The sequence below is a fragment of the Streptomyces sp. NPDC031379 genome (assembly GCF_055569615.1).
Window position 1 is genome coordinate 32,572 of record NZ_JBVIIT010000044.1, and the last position, 15,214, is coordinate 47,785.

The 15,214-nt window shown below is 67.4% G+C and carries 14 protein-coding genes and 5 pseudogenes; 11 read left to right on the forward strand and 8 right to left on the reverse strand.

Going from position 1 to position 15,214, the window contains the following annotated elements; genetic code table 11:
• The first annotated feature begins 793 nt into the window (after positions 1 to 793).
• Positions 794 to 1,117, forward strand: coding sequence for a hypothetical protein (locus ACZ5CW_RS39620; protein ID WP_468610400.1), 324 nt, complete (start codon positions 794 to 796; stop codon positions 1,115 to 1,117).
• A gap of 374 nt (positions 1,118 to 1,491) precedes the next feature.
• Here ACZ5CW_RS39620 and ACZ5CW_RS39625 read toward each other — a convergent pair whose 3' ends face one another.
• Positions 1,492 to 1,998 carry an ArsI/CadI family heavy metal resistance metalloenzyme gene (locus tag ACZ5CW_RS39625; protein ID WP_468610402.1) on the reverse strand — a complete coding sequence of 169 codons (507 nt, stop codon included), beginning with the start codon at positions 1,996 to 1,998 and terminating at the stop codon, positions 1,492 to 1,494.
• Positions 1,999 to 2,087: 89 nt separating this feature from the next.
• Between ACZ5CW_RS39625 and ACZ5CW_RS39630 the strand changes: the two genes are divergently transcribed.
• From ACZ5CW_RS39630 to ACZ5CW_RS39645, 4 genes are read left to right on the forward strand one after another with little or no spacing between them, the layout of a single operon-like run.
• A complete protein-coding gene (locus tag ACZ5CW_RS39630) occupies positions 2,088 to 2,468 on the forward strand; it encodes an ArsR/SmtB family transcription factor (protein WP_468610404.1) in 381 nt (126 codons plus the stop codon).
• Positions 2,465 to 3,238, forward strand: coding sequence for an aquaporin (locus tag ACZ5CW_RS39635; protein WP_468610406.1), 774 nt, complete (start codon positions 2,465 to 2,467; stop codon positions 3,236 to 3,238). Before ACZ5CW_RS39630 ends, ACZ5CW_RS39635 begins: the two co-directional genes overlap by 4 nt.
• Positions 3,238 to 3,657, forward strand: a complete 420-nt coding sequence (locus tag ACZ5CW_RS39640) for an arsenate reductase ArsC (protein WP_468610408.1) — start codon at positions 3,238 to 3,240, stop codon at positions 3,655 to 3,657. Before ACZ5CW_RS39635 ends, ACZ5CW_RS39640 begins: the two co-directional genes overlap by 1 nt.
• Before the next feature lie 32 nt (positions 3,658 to 3,689).
• The gene (locus tag ACZ5CW_RS39645; protein WP_468610410.1) at positions 3,690 to 4,160 is read left to right on the forward strand and encodes a GNAT family N-acetyltransferase; all 471 of its coding nucleotides are present in this window, start codon (positions 3,690 to 3,692) and stop codon (positions 4,158 to 4,160) included.
• Between the two features lie 306 nt (positions 4,161 to 4,466).
• Here ACZ5CW_RS39645 and ACZ5CW_RS39650 read toward each other — a convergent pair whose 3' ends face one another.
• Positions 4,467 to 4,925, reverse strand: a complete 459-nt coding sequence (locus tag ACZ5CW_RS39650; protein WP_468610412.1) for a hypothetical protein — start codon at positions 4,923 to 4,925, stop codon at positions 4,467 to 4,469.
• Between the two features lie 451 nt (positions 4,926 to 5,376).
• Between ACZ5CW_RS39650 and ACZ5CW_RS39655 the strand changes: the two genes are divergently transcribed.
• Positions 5,377 to 5,544, forward strand: coding sequence for a hypothetical protein (locus ACZ5CW_RS39655; protein WP_468610428.1), 168 nt, complete (start codon positions 5,377 to 5,379; stop codon positions 5,542 to 5,544).
• On the opposite strand, the pseudogene ACZ5CW_RS39660 reads toward ACZ5CW_RS39655, so the two are convergent.
• Positions 5,475 to 6,013: pseudogene (locus ACZ5CW_RS39660) on the reverse strand (oxidoreductase); the annotation flags it as partial. The gene ACZ5CW_RS39655 and the pseudogene ACZ5CW_RS39660 overlap by 70 nt on opposite strands.
• A 27-nt stretch (positions 6,014 to 6,040) precedes the next feature.
• Between ACZ5CW_RS39660 and ACZ5CW_RS39665 the strand changes: the two are divergent.
• From ACZ5CW_RS39665 to ACZ5CW_RS39675, 3 genes and pseudogenes are all read left to right on the forward strand, one after another.
• Positions 6,041 to 6,403: pseudogene (locus ACZ5CW_RS39665) on the forward strand (MerR family transcriptional regulator); the annotation flags it as partial.
• Between the two features lie 535 nt (positions 6,404 to 6,938).
• Positions 6,939 to 7,301, forward strand: a complete 363-nt coding sequence (locus ACZ5CW_RS39670) for a hypothetical protein (RefSeq protein ID WP_468610414.1) — start codon at positions 6,939 to 6,941, stop codon at positions 7,299 to 7,301.
• A gap of 294 nt (positions 7,302 to 7,595) precedes the next feature.
• Complete coding sequence (locus tag ACZ5CW_RS39675) at positions 7,596 to 8,213, forward strand: dihydrofolate reductase family protein (protein ID WP_468610416.1); 618 nt, start codon at positions 7,596 to 7,598, stop codon at positions 8,211 to 8,213.
• 13 nt (positions 8,214 to 8,226) lie between these two features.
• On the opposite strand, the pseudogene ACZ5CW_RS39680 reads toward ACZ5CW_RS39675, so the two are convergent.
• The 3 genes and pseudogenes from ACZ5CW_RS39680 to ACZ5CW_RS39690 form a co-directional block, all read right to left on the reverse strand.
• Positions 8,227 to 8,606: pseudogene (locus ACZ5CW_RS39680) on the reverse strand (IS982 family transposase); the annotation flags it as partial.
• 61 nt (positions 8,607 to 8,667) lie between these two features.
• Positions 8,668 to 9,318, reverse strand: coding sequence for an MOSC domain-containing protein (locus tag ACZ5CW_RS39685; RefSeq protein WP_468610418.1), 651 nt, complete (start codon positions 9,316 to 9,318; stop codon positions 8,668 to 8,670).
• Positions 9,319 to 9,387: 69 nt separating this feature from the next.
• Positions 9,388 to 9,879, reverse strand: coding sequence for a HEAT repeat domain-containing protein (locus tag ACZ5CW_RS39690; protein WP_468610420.1), 492 nt, complete (start codon positions 9,877 to 9,879; stop codon positions 9,388 to 9,390).
• 149 nt (positions 9,880 to 10,028) lie between these two features.
• On the opposite strand from ACZ5CW_RS39690, the pseudogene ACZ5CW_RS39695 reads away from it, so the two are divergent.
• Positions 10,029 to 10,535: pseudogene (locus ACZ5CW_RS39695) on the forward strand (transposase); the annotation flags it as partial.
• 88 nt (positions 10,536 to 10,623) lie between these two features.
• Here the strand turns inward: ACZ5CW_RS39695 and ACZ5CW_RS39700 are convergent.
• A complete protein-coding gene (locus tag ACZ5CW_RS39700; RefSeq protein ID WP_468610422.1) occupies positions 10,624 to 13,521 on the reverse strand; it encodes an nSTAND1 domain-containing NTPase in 2,898 nt (965 codons plus the stop codon).
• Between the two features lie 440 nt (positions 13,522 to 13,961).
• Positions 13,962 to 14,477 (reverse strand): hypothetical protein, encoded by a 516-nt coding sequence (locus ACZ5CW_RS39705; protein ID WP_468610424.1) that lies wholly within the window; start codon positions 14,475 to 14,477, stop codon positions 13,962 to 13,964.
• A 143-nt stretch (positions 14,478 to 14,620) separates the two neighbouring features.
• Here ACZ5CW_RS39705 and ACZ5CW_RS39710 point away from each other — a divergent pair.
• A pseudogene (locus tag ACZ5CW_RS39710) lies at positions 14,621 to 14,875 on the forward strand (transposase); the annotation flags it as partial.
• Positions 14,876 to 15,214: the final 339 nt, after the last annotated feature.

A 15,214-nucleotide genomic window follows, 5' to 3' on the forward strand; every position in this document is an offset into this window, starting at 1 on the left:
TACCCCCCCCCCCCCCCCCCCCCCCCCCCCCCCCCCCCCCCCCCCCCCCCCCGGCCCCCCCCCCCCCCCCCCCCCCCCCCCCCCCCCGCGCAGCCTTTGGTACAAGTGCCAGCCCCCGGCGGCACGGTCGTCGTCGCCGTGCCGCCGCGGCCTCACCCATGCCACCGTGCCCTGAGTTCCCTCACCCGCCGGCTCACACACAGCGTCGCACCAGATTGTGGAGACAGGCGCCGGCATCTCCCTGACGGATTTGACCTGCGGATATACAGAAGATCACGGTCATCCACGGCTCTCGTTCGTCAGCGGCCGGATCCCCGGCGAACTGACGTCGGTCGCACACACAGCAACTCCCCACCAGGGCAAAACGCACGGAGTGGGCGGCATGACCCGGACTCTGGGCGGTGGTTGGACAGGGCATCGCGCGTCTCCCCATACGGCGCGAACCCACGTGAGGGCCCGGACCCCACAGCCTGCCCGGCTCCGGGCCCTCACCCCCGCTGCCCCTTACGGGGGCGAGCCGGGTTGGGCGGCCAGCCCCTCAGGTAAAGGTCTCCTAGCGGTGAGCACCAGGCCCGGCCGCCCGAAGGATGGTGGCTTCGCCCGCCCGCCGCGAGGGAGGGCCGGGTGAGACCGCCGGATCGAGCCGTCCGCAGGCGGGTCGGACGCCGGGAAGGGAGGAGACTTCCCCCGCTGCAGGACATCGTTGAGAGCATCCCGGATCTCCTGAGGCAGACCCATGCAGTGCGGCCACTGCACAAGGTGCGCCGCCACCACACGCAATTCGCACCGGCAGGTGCGCGCCGAGGAGCCGTTGACCCGGCTGCTGCATGGCCTGCGCCGTGTCGTGACCGGCAAGCCGGTCACGACAGAATCAGTAACCGTACGCCGCGAGGAACGGCAACGCTGGTCCGCCTCCGCACTCTCCAACGACCTCCCCGCCGGACACGCCGCCATCTCACTGACCACGGTGGGCGGCGAGCGCACCCCGCCGATCCTGGCCAAGCCCGGCGACTCGCCTTTCAGCCGCCCCTGGAGAGGGCCCACCACGCACTACGGGCTGCCGGCCGAGTGGACGTGCTGGTCCTGCGGAGCCGTCAACCAGACCCCTGACGAGTAACTCCCGTCGCTGCCGGTCTGCGGTCGCCGCTTCGCGCTCGGGCAGGGCCACCGCAGGAAGTCCGCGTACGACCGGCCCGTGTGCAGTCCGGCCGCCTGCACAGCGCGCCGGGCCGCCTGTGAGCGGGTACGCGAAGCCGTCATCGGTCCTCCCGTTGTTTACGGCTCCCGTTACCCGGTTCAAGCCTGTGATGTCTGGGCGGCCTGCCGGTCAGACGCGCGGGGGCTTGGCGCCCGTGACCGCCTGACGCCGGCCGTGCCGACCTAGTACCGGATGGCCACCACCGAGCAGGTGCACTTGGCCCCCTCCCCCGATGTGCGGATCGAGCAGACGAGGCGCCGCCTGCTGAAGCTGCGCGCCAGAGCTGCGCCGGGTCAGCTGCCGCAACCGCACCCGGCGGCGGCCTTGGCCTCGGCCGGGGTCTGGGCCGGATCGACGGCCTGCTCGTCAGGGGTGCAGCAGGCGGTGGTGCCGCAGCAGGCGTCCGGGGTGGTGTCGGCCTTCTGCAGGGTGTCGGCGTCGGCCTTGACGACGTAGACCTCCCAGGGCTCCTTGCCGGGGCCGTGGACCCACACCTTGTCCTGCAGGGCGTAGCAGCAGGAGGTGTCGTTCTCCTCGAAGGTCGCCAGGCCCGCGTCCTTGAGCCGTCCGGTGGCGGCGGTGACATCCTCGGTGGAGGCGACCTCGACGCCGAGGTGGTCCAGGTGGGTGTCCTCGCCACTCTCGCCCTCGATGAGGACGAGCTTGAGCGGAGGCTCGGTGATGGCGAAGTTGGCGTAGCCGTCGCGGCGCTTGGCGGGCTCGGTGTCGAACAGCTTGGAGTAGAAGGCGATCGAGGCTTCGAGGTCGGTGACGCGCAGGGCGAGCTGAACTCGGGACATGGCGGTCTCCCATCCGGGAACGGCTTGTTTCGACGTCTGTCGATATAGCCGACCTTGCCACTGGATTGGGCGGCTGTCAATATAGAGAAATGTCGAAACAAGCTGGTCTGCCGGTGCTCGGCCAGGACGAGACCGTGTGCTGTGCGCCGATGGTCCGCGAGCCCCTGGGCGAGGAAGCCGCGGCCGAGATGTCGCGGATGTTCAAGGCGCTGTCGGACCCGATCCGGCTGCGGCTGCTGTCGCTGATCGCCTCGCACGAGGGCGGCGAGGCGTGCGTGTGCGACCTCATCGGCCCGTTCGACGTCTCCCAGCCGACCATCTCCCACCACCTGAAGGTGCTGAGGGAGGCCGGGCTGGTCGGCTCGGAGCGGCGCGGGACCTGGGTGTACTACTGGGTGCTGCCCGAGACCCTCGCGAAGCTGTCCGCCCTGCTCCAGCCCCCCGCCGTGTCCGCGAAGGCATCGGCGTGAGCGCGGCGGCGCCGCTGGCCCGGCGGGCGGCCGTCGAGGGGATCGGCACGGCCGCGCTGGTCGCCATGGTGGTCGGCTCCGGCATCCAGGCCACCGAACTGACCCGCGACGTCGGCGTGCAGCTGCTGGCCAACTCCCTGGCCACCGTCTTCGGCCTCGGCGTGCTCATCGCCCTGCTCGGCCCGGTGTCGGGGGCGCACTTCAACCCGGTGGTCACCCTCGCCGCCTGGTTCACCGGCCGCCGCACCGCAGATGCCCCCACCCTGCGCGACGTCGTGGTCTACGTGCCCGCCCAGATCGCGGGGGCGATTGCGGGAGCGGTGCTGGCCGACGCCATGTTCGGCAAGCCACTGGTGCACTTCTCCACCCACGACCGGTCCGCCGGCCACCTGTGGCTCGGCGAGGTGGTGGCCACCGCCGGGCTGGTCTGGCTCATCTTCGGCCTCGCCCGCGCCGGCCGCGCGCACCTGGCGCCGGCCGCGGTCGCCTCCTACATCGGGGCGGCCTACTGGTTCACCTCCTCCACCTCCTTCGCCAACCCGGCCGTCACCATCGGCCGGGCGTTCACCGACACCTTCGCCGGCATCGCCCCCGCGTCCGTGGCACCGTTCCTCGCCGCCCAACTCGTCGGCGGCGCCGCCGGCCTGGGCCTGGCCGCCGTCTGCTTCGGCCGCCCAGCCAGCGTGAGCGAGGACGACATCGCTGTCCCCCATGGCGGACAGCAGCCCACCGGCACTCCCCGTCCTACCGAAGAAAGCGCCCTGACCTGATGAGCACCTCCGCCACCCCGTCCGTGCTGTTCGTCTGCGTGCACAACGCCGGCCGCTCCCAGATGGGCGCCGCCTTCCTCACCCACCTCGGCGCAGGCCGCGTGCAGGTCCGCTCGGCCGGGTCCGCCCCGGCCGACGCCGTGAACCCGGCCGTGGTGGAGGCCATGCGGGAGGTCGGTATCGACATCTCCGCCGAGACGCCCAAGGTCCTCACCGTGGAGGCGGTGCAGTCCTCCGACGTGGTGATCACCATGGGCTGCGGCGACGCCTGCCCGTACTTCCCCGGCAAGCGCTACCTCGACTGGACACTGGACGACCCGGCCGGACAGGGCGTCGCAGCGGTCCGCCCGATCCGCGATGAGATCGAGCGGCGCATCCGTGGTCTGCTCGCCGAACTCGGCATCGAGGCCGCGGCGTGAGTGCCGCCACAACCGGCGTGCGGATCGCACCAATGCGAGCCGAGCACGCCGCGCAGGTCCTGGAGATCTACCAGACGGGCATCGACGAGGGCGACGCCACATTCGAGACCACCGCCCCGACCTGGGAGGCGTTCGACGCCGCCAAGCTGCCCGACCACCGTCTGGTCGCCCTCGACGGCAGCCGGGTTCTGGGGTGGGCCGCGGTGGTGCCGGTCTCCGACCGGTGCGCGTACTCGGGCGTCGTCGAGCACTCCGTCTACGTCCACCCCGACGCCCGCGGCCGCCGAGTGGGCCTGGCCCTGCTGACCGCCCTGCTCGCCTCCACCGACACCGCCGGGATCTGGACGGTGCAGGCCGGCATCTTCCCGGAGAACACAGCCAGCCTCGCCCTGCACCAGCGGGCCGGGTTCCGCGCCATCGGCACCCGCGAACGCATCGGCCGCCACCACGGCACGTGGCGCGACGTCGTCCTCATCGAACGCCGCAGCCCCACCGTGAACTGAACGTGAGCAGCCGCGGGACCCAGACATGGTCAGTCGAGAGAGACGGTCGTACCGCTCCGGCGCTGCCGCGCCGACGGAAAGCCAGGTGCTGCCCGTCGACGCGCGGAGTCCCTGCCGACGCGCAGCAGACGTTCACCCGGCCGAGGGCATGGTGCGCTCAGCCGGCTCCGGGGCGTGAGGGTGCAAGGCTCACTCGGGTGTCAGGGCCGGTCGATGGTTTCAGCGCTGTCGGAGACCTCTTCAACGCCGACGAGACGTCCGTGCTCGTTCGCCGGTGTTCGTCGGCGTTGTCACGCAGTTGGACACTCAGTCGGTGCGGCTCTTCCTGCCTCGTATCTCCGAAGCGGACAGCAAGGCGTCCAAAGCCGCTCGGGCCTCGGCAATTCGGTGGCGCCACTCTTCGCCTCGCAGGGCCGCGGTGTCCCACTCGACCACCGGTTCGGCGCCGGTCATGCAGTAGCCGTAGACCTGGTGGGCCACCTGGTCGGTGAGGAGTTCGTCGTAGTGGAACGTCCCCTCGAAAGCTGCCCAGGCCACTGCTCGCGTGTCTGCACAGACACGCTGAAGTACTGCTCGCGTGTACTCGCGCAGATCGAGCGAGACGTCATCGAAGTCGATGTCGTATGACACCAGACCGAGCCGCTCGATGGCTTCGGGTTGGCCAAGCAGAGGGAACGGCAGGAAGGCGTCAGGGACCATCCTGGCGAGGTGAAAAGCCTCCTCCGGCAATGGGGTGTTGCCAGAGCCGATGACGAACACGTTCACCGAGACCGGACCTCGCCAGCACAGCAAGTCACGTATCTCACCCGCCATCGTCCTTCCCCCCTCCTCCGACCGCCTCCGAGGTGTGCACTGTCGTCGTATCACGCCAGTCACCAGCGGTGTTGCCCGGCCTCGACGCCATCATGACCAGGGTGATCACTGCCGACCGCCGCTTGACGAGCGAGGTGGGGCGAGAGTCGGCGTGACCTGTGGATTCTCCAGCCTGACTAGCTTCCGGCGGAACTACCCCTCTGAACCCCGGTTCCCCGTGAGTCCCCGACTGTTCTGACACGAGAGTGGCACGGGCCCGGGACCGTGCCACGGCCCGTGGGGTTGCTGGACTGCGCCATCGCCAGCGTCGGGCGGGCCACGGCGACGACAAGTTCCTTGAACGAGACAGGCGCAAGCCGCCTTCGGCCTCATACCTCACACACACGAAGCCACCCGAGGTGCCGTGACATGCCTGATCCAGACCGGCAAGATCCGCTCGGACGCATACGCGGGCTCGGTCTACTTCGTCCTGCACGGCGTGGACGACGAAGACCGGGCCCGCGAAATCGCTCCCGCCCTCCACGCGGCCCTGCACGGCGACCTGGACGAGAGGAACTGCGAGATGAGATAGCCATTGGCGCCGTGCAGCTCCACGCCGTCGAAGCCGGCGGCGATGGCGCGGCGAGCGGCCTGCGCGTACGACTCGGCATGCTCGGGCACCTCGGCGGTGTCCAGAGCGCGCGGAACCGGCACCGGCTGGAGCCCGGTCGGGGTGAATACCTTCCATCCTTCGGCCGCGACTGCCGAGGGACCGACCGGCTGCATACCGGTGGTGTCGGGGTGTGAAACCCGTCCGCCGTGCAGATCTGGGCGAAGGTCCGTCCGCCGTTGGCGTGCACCGCATCAGTGACCGGGCGCCATGAGGAGACCTGCTCGTCGGTGTGCAGTCCCGGCGTGCCGGGATTGGACTGCCCGACCACGTTCGGCTGCACCCCTTCGCTCACGATCAGTCCGGCCGTGGCCCGCTGGGCGTAGTAGGTCGCCATCGACGGCGTCGCCAGACCCCCGGCGGCGGCGCGGACACGTGTCATCGGGGCCATCACCACCCGGTTGGGCAGGGAGACGGTGTGCGCATCGGGGAGCTGGCATCACGGGCCGGAGTCAGCGTCCGGTCCCTGCGCTACCACGAGGAGCAGGGGCTGCTCACCAGCACCCGCAGTGCCAGCGGGCAGCGCCACTACACGGACCACGAGGTCGAGCGGGTTGTTTTCATCCAGCGGCTGTTCGCCGCAGGACTGTCCAGCCGCACCATCGCCGAACTGTTGCCGTGCGTCGATTCTCCCAGTGAGGAGAACTCCGACGCCGCGCTGGAGCGGATGGTGCAGGAGCACGACCGGCTGTCCGAGCGCATCGCCGACCTCGTACGCACCCGGGACGCCCTCGCCGGGCTGATGACCATGGCGCGTGCACATCAAGAGCACCTGCGTTCGGCGGAAGTGAACGGCAACGTGGACACCTTGCTCGTGTCGGGTGTCATCCAGGTGGACGGCCAAGGTGTCGAGCCGGTGCTCGAATCCGTGAAGCACGAGACGTATCGCCGATCCGATAGCGCTCACGGTCACGGATAGCCATCCGGGCAACGGCGTAAAACCGTCTACGGCCGGCTCGGCCTCACCTTCCGAGACGGTGAATTGTCCACTGTCAGGTCGGCCATCAGCTTGACTCCGCTGGGGGTGGCCACCGGACCGCCGTCGGCTGGCGCGATCCGGACGACGCAGATCAGACTGCGAGCGGTACAGGCAAGGCCCAGCACGGCGTCCGGATGTCAGGCGCCCAGCCGGGCGTTCTGACAGTGGGCCAACGACCGGACGCATAGACACGGGTCCTGAACGAGGCGCGCTCCCGAGCACACCGCCAAGGGCGGGCTTCGTGCGCCTGAGACACGCAGCCCATCACGCTCTGCACACGGACGCGTTCGTTCCGTAATGTATTGCGTGTCTTCCCCCCGTACACCCGGAGGCTCAGTTGACACGCACCCGAGTTCTCACCCTGATCACCGTCGCCGTCCTCACGGCCGGCACGGCCACGGCCGGTGCCGCCGTCCACGACGGCGGCACCAAGGAGGCCGCCAAGCCGAAGCCCACCCCGCGGGCCGCGCACGGCCAGTACGAGGGCACCCCCTCCAACGTCCCCGCGGGCGGACAGAACAGCGCGGGGGTGAGCTGCCCAGCCGGGCAGGTGCCCACGGGAGGCGGCGCCCGGACCAGCGGCTACGACATCTACATCACCGACTCCTACCCGTCCGGCTCCGGTTGGGCGGTCCTCGGCAAGAACATCGGCAGCACGCAACAGTCACTACGGGCCGTCGTCGTCTGCACCGTTCCCTGAGACCCGGCTCCTACGGCGCCGCTCCGGCGGCACCGGGCACCCGCGCCCGCCGCCGGGACCGTCGCTCCCTCAGCCGCGGTCACTGTCTCCTCGGTACCGGCGAGCAGGGGGGCGACACGGCCGGCCGGACCGTCGGCCGAGGGGTGGGTCCACAGGATGGTGACCGGCAGACGAAGCCGATCTTAACGAAATGATCTCGTGAGGTGACTCGGCCCAGCGGATCCAGCGAGTCGCGATGAGTCCTGCGGCGTCCGGCGGTCGTCCTGTCGAACCCGTCACCGAGGGGGACTTCTGATGCGCAGCGTGACCTATTCGATGAGCGTCTCACTTGACGGCTACATCGTCGGACCGGACGGCGGCTTCGACTGGACGGCGCCCGACGAGGAGGTCTTTCGCTTCGCCACGGACGAGGTGCGAGAGGTCGGCGTCCACCTGTTGGGACGACGGCTGTACGAGACGATGCTGTACTGGGAGGCCACCGACCAGAATCCATCGCTCGACTTCTCAACGCGCGAGTTTGCCGCGATCTGGAAGTCGCTCCCCAAGGTGGTGTTCTCCACCACGTTGTCGGCGGTCCAGGGCAATGCCCGCCTGGCCTCCGGCGGCCTGGCGGAGGAGATCGAGCGGTTGCGAACCGAGCCGGGTGAGGGTGACATCGCGATTGGTGGCGCGACTCTGGCCGCCGAGGCGGCCGCGCTGGGTCTGATCGACGAGTACCGGGTCAGAGTCCACCCGGTGCTGGTTGGCGGTGGCATTCCGTTCTTCCCCCACCACGAGCGCCGGGTGGATCTCGAACTCGTCGACACCCGCACCTTCAGCTCAAGAGTCGTCTACCTCCGCTACCGCGTGGCGCGCTGGCCGGCTCGTCCGCCGAGCCCTGGGAAGAACGGGCCAGCCAGTGAGGTTCTCTGAACGGAGATCATTCCGTCTCACGGGAGCGGCCGCACTCCACTGGTGTCGAGTCCGCAACCCACACGTCGTCGCTGCACAGCGGGGTGTCGACCGCCGGCGTGCGCGTGACGCACCGGATGAACTCGGCGGCCTTGCGTAGCTGTTTGTCGTAGCGTGCTGAGGCAGATAAGGGAACCGATGCCGCAGGTGAGCGCGGGCGTGTCGCAGCCACCGGGCCTCGGAGGTGGAGCCGAGCATTGCTTGCATCATCGCCAACGTGACAAGCTCGGCATCGCTGAGCTGTGGGGTGATGCCCACGGCTGGCCGCCAGGGGGCGAGCTGCGGCGAATCCTTCGGTGGATCGTCGGTCTTGACGCAAAGTGCCGTCGCGAGGGAGTCCAGCTCTGTCATCACACACCGACGTTGGACTCCCTCGTCTCATGCGTGCTGACGATCTCCAGAGGAAATCGATCATTTACGCGGTCGTGCGCCTGTGGGCCAGTTCCCTTTCCTCCTCGGGCAGCGCGTCAGCGACCAGCAGCCGCGGCAGTAGGTCCGGCTCGAGTGTCATCGCACGGAAGACGAGTGCGACGGTCACGTCGTGGTCGGGTCGGTGCACGATCTCGACCGGGTCGGAAACTCGGATGTCTCCCGGCTCGATCACGCGCAGATAGGCGCCTGGAACCGCGGCCTGGGTAAACCGCTTGATCCAGCCCTCTCGCTCCAGCCATCCCTGGAACGTCGCACATGGGATCCTCGCGCACGACACCTCCAGGACCACATCCGGCCCGATGCGCCAACGCTCGCCGATCAGGGCGCCGTTGACATCGAGGCCGAGGGTCGTGAGGTTCTCCCCGAAGACGCCGTTAGCAAGCGGTCTGCCCAGCTCGGCCTCCCACCCGTCGAGATCCTCGCGGCCATAGGCGTAGACGGCCTGATCGGAACCGCCATGGTGCTTCACGTCGTAGACACGGTCGCCTACGAGACCGACCTCGCCGGTGCCCTTGGGACCGGGTGCGATGACGGCGACCGGACCGTCAACAGGCCGCTTGTCGATGCCTGTCGCGCTCAGGCCCTTCCAAGGGTTGGGTCGAGGCTTGCCGACATTGACGGAGAGCAGCTTCATGCGCGCGACGGTACGGGTCTCTGTACGCCGAGGCGACTCATTTCCCTGCCAACCCTTGGAATTGATCATCTAAGGGCTGTCCCGCTTACCTGAGGCTGCGTGGGGCGGTTCGTTCGTAGATGGTCCCGCCTGGACGTACCAGCCCGCCTTCTTGCGGACCGCCGGGCTTGCGTCTTGGGCATGGGATGCCTGCAAGGCGACCATGGCACGGGCATCGGTGTGGGCGAACTTGCCGACGAGTTCGACGGCCGCGCTCCGGACGTGAGGGTCGGGGTCGGAGGCCAGGTGCTTCAGTGCGGGGTGAAGGACCCGGTCCGCGCCAGGTGCGCAGGCGTCGCCCTTGCATCGGTCGCAGGCCAGGGCGTGGAAGGCGGAGATCCTGACGCGGGAGTCGGGGTCGTCGGCCATGGCGATGAGGTCGTCCATGGAATCGGTGTCGACCAAGTGGTCGAGGAGGCGGCAGCAGCCTTCGCGGACTGCCGGATTCTCGTGGTGCAGTCCAGTACGGACGGCGCTCACAGCGCCCTCGCCACGCCGCAGCAGTTCGTGGTAAGCCGCCACCGTGCGCTACGGGTCGCCCAAAAAGGAAACGAGGGCCTCGTTGCCGGTCCTGACGAATCCAAGCATCACCTTAGTCTTGAGCTGCGCCAGGAAGCCTCACAAAGGGATTTCGCATCTGCCGAGGGAAGCACACTCCTGGGATGATCTTGAGGACGCACTTGACTCTGAGGCAGCTGGCGCCGCTGTTCGGGGTGTCGAAGTCGGCCGTCGGCCGCATCATCGCCCACCTTGCACCGTCGCTCGCACTCCAGCCGCGCAACCGGTTCCGCAGGGACACTGTGCTGATCGTGGACGGCACCTTGGTCCCCGCCCGTGACCCCACCGTCGCCGAGCAGTCGAAGAACTATCGGTAGTCCACGAATCACCAGGTCGTCATTGAGGCAGACACGCGGCTCGTCGTCGCTGTCGTCCGGCCATTGCCCGGCAACCGCAACGACTGCAAGGCATGGGAGCTGTCCGGCGCCAAGGCCGCCGTCGGAAAGGCCGTGGTAGTTGCGGACGGCGGCTACCGGGGAACCGGCCTGGTCATCCCGCACCGCCGCGAACGCGGCGAGGCCGAACTCCCGGCCTGGAAAGAACACAACATTTCCCACCGCAAGATCCGCGCCCGTATCGAGCACGCCTTCGCCCGCATGAAGAGCTGGAGGATCCTGCGCGCGTTTTCGGCCTCGGCGCAGTAGGGGCTGACCGACGAATCGAGTGACTCCGAGATCGATCTTTTTCGGGTCGAGCGGGTAGGGGATTTCACCCGCGCAGTACCCGCCTCATCATCGTGTCCCAGAAGTGCCTCGAACCCGCTCGTCCTGTTCTCTGCCAGGGCGCTGCCTGTCGTAGGGCGGTTGATCGCCTGAGCGAGGTCAATTGAGCCCGGCAGAACGCCGAGGGCAATTCAGTCCGAGGAAGCAACGTCCCCAGTGCCGGGTAGGGACACAGCATTGAGCTGCATTCAGAAGGACATGTGTTTCCAGGCGACACAGGGCTACTCGCGGCCGTCCTACCGGGGTCAAGGGGAAAGCGCGTACACGTCAGGCAGGGCGGAAGACGGTGATCGAGTGTCCGAGCCAGCCTTTCTTCGACTTCACGGGGCCGGCCGTCTCGTTCTGTCAGGTTCAGCAAGATGGTGAGATCGGCGAGAAGTTGTCGGGCCCGGTGGCTCAGGGCCTTCCAGCCCGTGGAGGCTGGGAGCCAGAGGTCCCCCCAGTAGCGCCTCGGGTGCGTCAACGATCCTACGTGGGAGAGCACTTCGCGTTCGTCAAGCCAGAGGAATCGCTCGGGATGGCCGGATTCCAGGGCCAGCACCGCGAGGGCCGCCGCCTCCTTGACGAACGGATGGAGTTGGCCGCCGGAACATCCGAGGTCGATGCCGGACGTCCACTTATCCACCGTGTCTTGCGCCCACCCTCCATCCTTCACCTGCCTCTCGGCGCCGTTAGATAGAGACCAAAGGGTCAAGGCGTGGAGCAGCGTTACCTGTGCGACCCAGTGGCGGGCTCTGGAGAGCATCCGGAGGGCCTGCTCGACCAGATAGCGTGTCGCCTCAGGCGCGGCGCACGGGTGACGGGTGGTGCGGTTTGCGGCGTGCTTGAATCCTCGGGCGAGTGAGATCTCTTCAGTGAGCAGCAGGCCGTGGAGGTGATCGATCCAGTGCTTCAGTCCTTCGCGTGCTTGTAGCGTCGTGGACTGTGCTTCGTCGTCTCCTGCGCGCGCAACGGCTGATCCGGCGAGGAGCGGCGCCAGCCACGCACTCGTCACTCTCGCACGATGCTCGTCGTCGCCTGGCCACTGTTGAGCGCTCGGGACCGGACTGCGACCGGCGTTCTGGTGAGGAGTCCGCAAACTGGCCTCCAGCTCGGCGCACGCACGGATACCCCCGTCGCCGATCTCGCCGGCCGCCGCCAGCCGCACCGATGGGAAGGCGTCGTTGCAGCTGATGGTCCATAGCAGGCGGTAGCCCCGGACGAGGCCGCGGGTGCTGCCTTGGCCCTTTGACTCTGCCATGCGCAGCGCCTCGCCGATTCTGCGTGTGAAGCGAATTTTGCGGTTTTCGAGATCTTCTCGGGCAACGGAATGGATATATTCCCAACGTCGAGCGACGCTGTCAGCGATGGTGGCGAGTTCCGAGCACTCGCTGGCGATGTCAATCTCCACCGCCGCAGCCCAGAGGTCCACGGCGCGTGCGTCAAGGAGGTCCTCAGCGGATTCGCAGAGCCACGCACACAGGGCCGATGTCCGGGGCGCCTCGGCCGAGCGTTCATCGGCCGTCGATACGGCGATTGTTCTTGAGTACAACACCAGCGCAATAAGCAGTTCTCGCCCGGCATCACTGATGTACCGATGCATCAGACGAGGGTCCTGTGCAACGGCGCTCATCAGACGTGACCCGAGATACGATTGCAGGAGTCTGTTGGGGAAGTGGACATTCGGGCCACGTACCTCTACCAGCGCAAGCTGTTCGCCGAAGGTGACCGCCGTACGGACATCAACACCGCCTGCTCCCCGGCGCTGGAACCTTCTTGACAGCTCGTCAACGAGCGGAATCCCGATGAGGGGATCAGCCTCCAAGGCGTTGAGAGGTACAACGGCACTGTCACGCAGAAGTCCCACGCAGGCAAGCGCCGACAACCATTCCAGGGCGGCAATGCGCTCGACCTCGGTGAGTGGAATTTCCATATGCAGCTGGTGCACCAACGCATCCTCCCAAGTCCGCTGCAGTCCGAGTCTCACCGTCGCTTGATCGACTGGCTTGCACTCCACCCACATCGCCTCCAACAGGTCCAAGCTGGCGAGCCGTAGGGCGGTCTGGAGATAGAAGGGAGCCTCGGTCATTCCGCTGGACTTCACCAACCATTCCCACGGCGCAGCCATCCCATCCCTAACGAAGCGGCGTAGACCGATCAGCGCCACCTCCTCATCGAGAGGCCCCAATTCATTTACGGAAATCCGGGTGCCACGGGGCAGGAAACCACGGGATCTCGCAGTGACAACCAAGGGAAGTCGCTGATACTCGGCGGCCCGTAGTGCCGAACGGATCAGAGATTCACGGTCGTCCGGACGGGCATCGGCGAACGCCTCTTCCACGTCATCCACAAGGACAACAACCTCGTCATCCTCGCACAGTCTTTCCCATGCCCGCCTTCGATCGTCTTCCGGGAACGCCTCCGTCGCGCCGAAAAAATAGCGACGCGCCGTTTCACGAAAGTCTGGGTCCGAGCCGTCACCATCGAACCGAACCGGCACGGGCACAAGTCCCTGACTCGCGAGCATCGCGGCAAGCCTCACCAGGGTGGACGTCTTCCCCGACCCGGCGCCTCCCAGCAGGAGCTGCGGGGTACGGTCTCGCCGATTATGCAATGCGTGGGCCAGCTCTTCGCACAGTTCATCGCGCCCGAAGACTTCACCTCCGAAGGGTTCTCCCCCGCCTATGAGCGCAAGTGGATTATTGCGAATCTGCCACGTGTACCACTTTCTCACTCGCCCCACTCTTCGGTTCTCGGCAAGCTTGACGAGGAAGGTCAGAACCGCTGCCGCCAGCGCGTTGGCGGCCCCCAAGGCGCTGCCGGTGGGCTGCCAAACGGGGGAGAAGGCCACGACATTGAGCAGCACCAGCGTTCCACCGGCGAAAAGTGGTGGATCGGCCGCCACGCGACGCCAAGCCCTGCGTGCGAATCTCACCATATCCTGCCTTCGGGTACCAGGGACCAGACCAAGCGAGCAGCTCCGACACAGCCGGATACAGCGTCAATTGGATGCAGAATATTCTTCACGCGCCATGTCGATAGCAGGCTCCGGCGCGCCGATAAGGGTGAACAGGTCGAGGAGTGATTCTCACTGGGAGCAAATGACACGGTCGCCGTCACCGTCAGATTCGCCGAAGACAGCAACCGTCGATCGGAACATCCGCGGATCCGGCCACCAATCGCGGCAGCCTGACCATGCCGACCCGTAGTTGACCGCGGCCCCGACAGACCCCATGTGATCGGCGTGCGGCTCGGCCCGTGAGGGCGTCAGTCACGAGAGGCTTGGGGCTGTTGGCAGCGCCTGAACCAGACCCGAGCACGCCGGGTCCGACTGGGGCAGGTTGGCTACGGACTGATCCGTGCGGACCCGGTCACGCCGAGGCTCCTGCGCGCGCGGTCGATGTATTCCTGTCGCGCGGTTCGATAGGCCTCATAGGTCTGGTCCCAGCTCCCGCCGCTGTCGCCTTGGTCGGGAGTTGCTCGTGCCAGTTGTTCCAGTTGCCAAAGGTACTGATTCATGCGTTTCACTGCGGCGATCGTGTGCCCGTCCCCCAGGAGTAGCAGTGCTTCGGAGAGGGCGGTGCGGTGGACTTCCGCACTGCCGAGTCTGTCGAGTGCCTCGGGGGTGGGTTCCAGTGGGTGGGGGCCGACGGTCAAGCCTCGGGCGACCGCGATGCGCCGGTACTGGTAGGCGAGGTCTTTGACGGCGTGAGCGTATTCGGCGTAGGCCGTCAGGCGTTGTGCGTCCCACCGCACGGACTGCTCGCGCCGCCACTTGGTCCGCTCGTTGAGACTTGTCACGAGGAAGGAGGTGGCAGCACCGACGGCGACGCCGACGAGTGGGAGGATCTCGTTCGCCATGTTCATGGAACCTCCGATCAGATCGACATCGAACCCTCAATCCTCTCGCGGCGTCGGAGGACCGATCTAGGGCCTGTGTGATGCCGTGATCAATCTTGCAGATCCGGAGCCGCCTGGAAGGCGGATCCGGCAGGAAGACGATCGTGACGCGCAGACAACTCACCGGCGAGCAGTGGAAGTTGATCGAGCCGTTCCTGCCGATAGGTGAGTACGGCCCGTACCCCGAGCGGCTGCCGGATCAGTTCGAGGGGGTGATCTGGCGGTTCAGGACAGGCGCGCAGCGGCGTGAGATGTCGGGCGAGTTCGGGCCCTGGTCGACCGTCTACGGGCGCTTTAGGGTCTGGCGGGACGCCGGTGTCTTCACCGCCCTGCTGGAGGGCCTGATCTCCGAAGCGGCCTGCCAGGGCAAGGATTCATGGAGGCTCTCGAGGAAGCCGCCGAGCAGGAACAGGCCCGGGAAAAAGGGTGCCGAGGCGGAACAGAACGGGCGGGACGGAGGAAACGAGCCTGAGTGTGCCGAACGCCGACGCGTTCGCCGCCGACACAGGCTCCGGCTGACTCGCCGGCCTCGAACTCCGCGCCCCGATGTTCTGGCTCGAAGATCTCCTGCAACCAACTGATTGATCACAACATCACACAGGCCCTAGGGAGTGTCTTTCCGATCATCCGATCGTTGGACTGGTCGTGAGGGATGGGGAGATATCTGATGCCGCGTGGTCGGTGATCGAGCCGTTGCT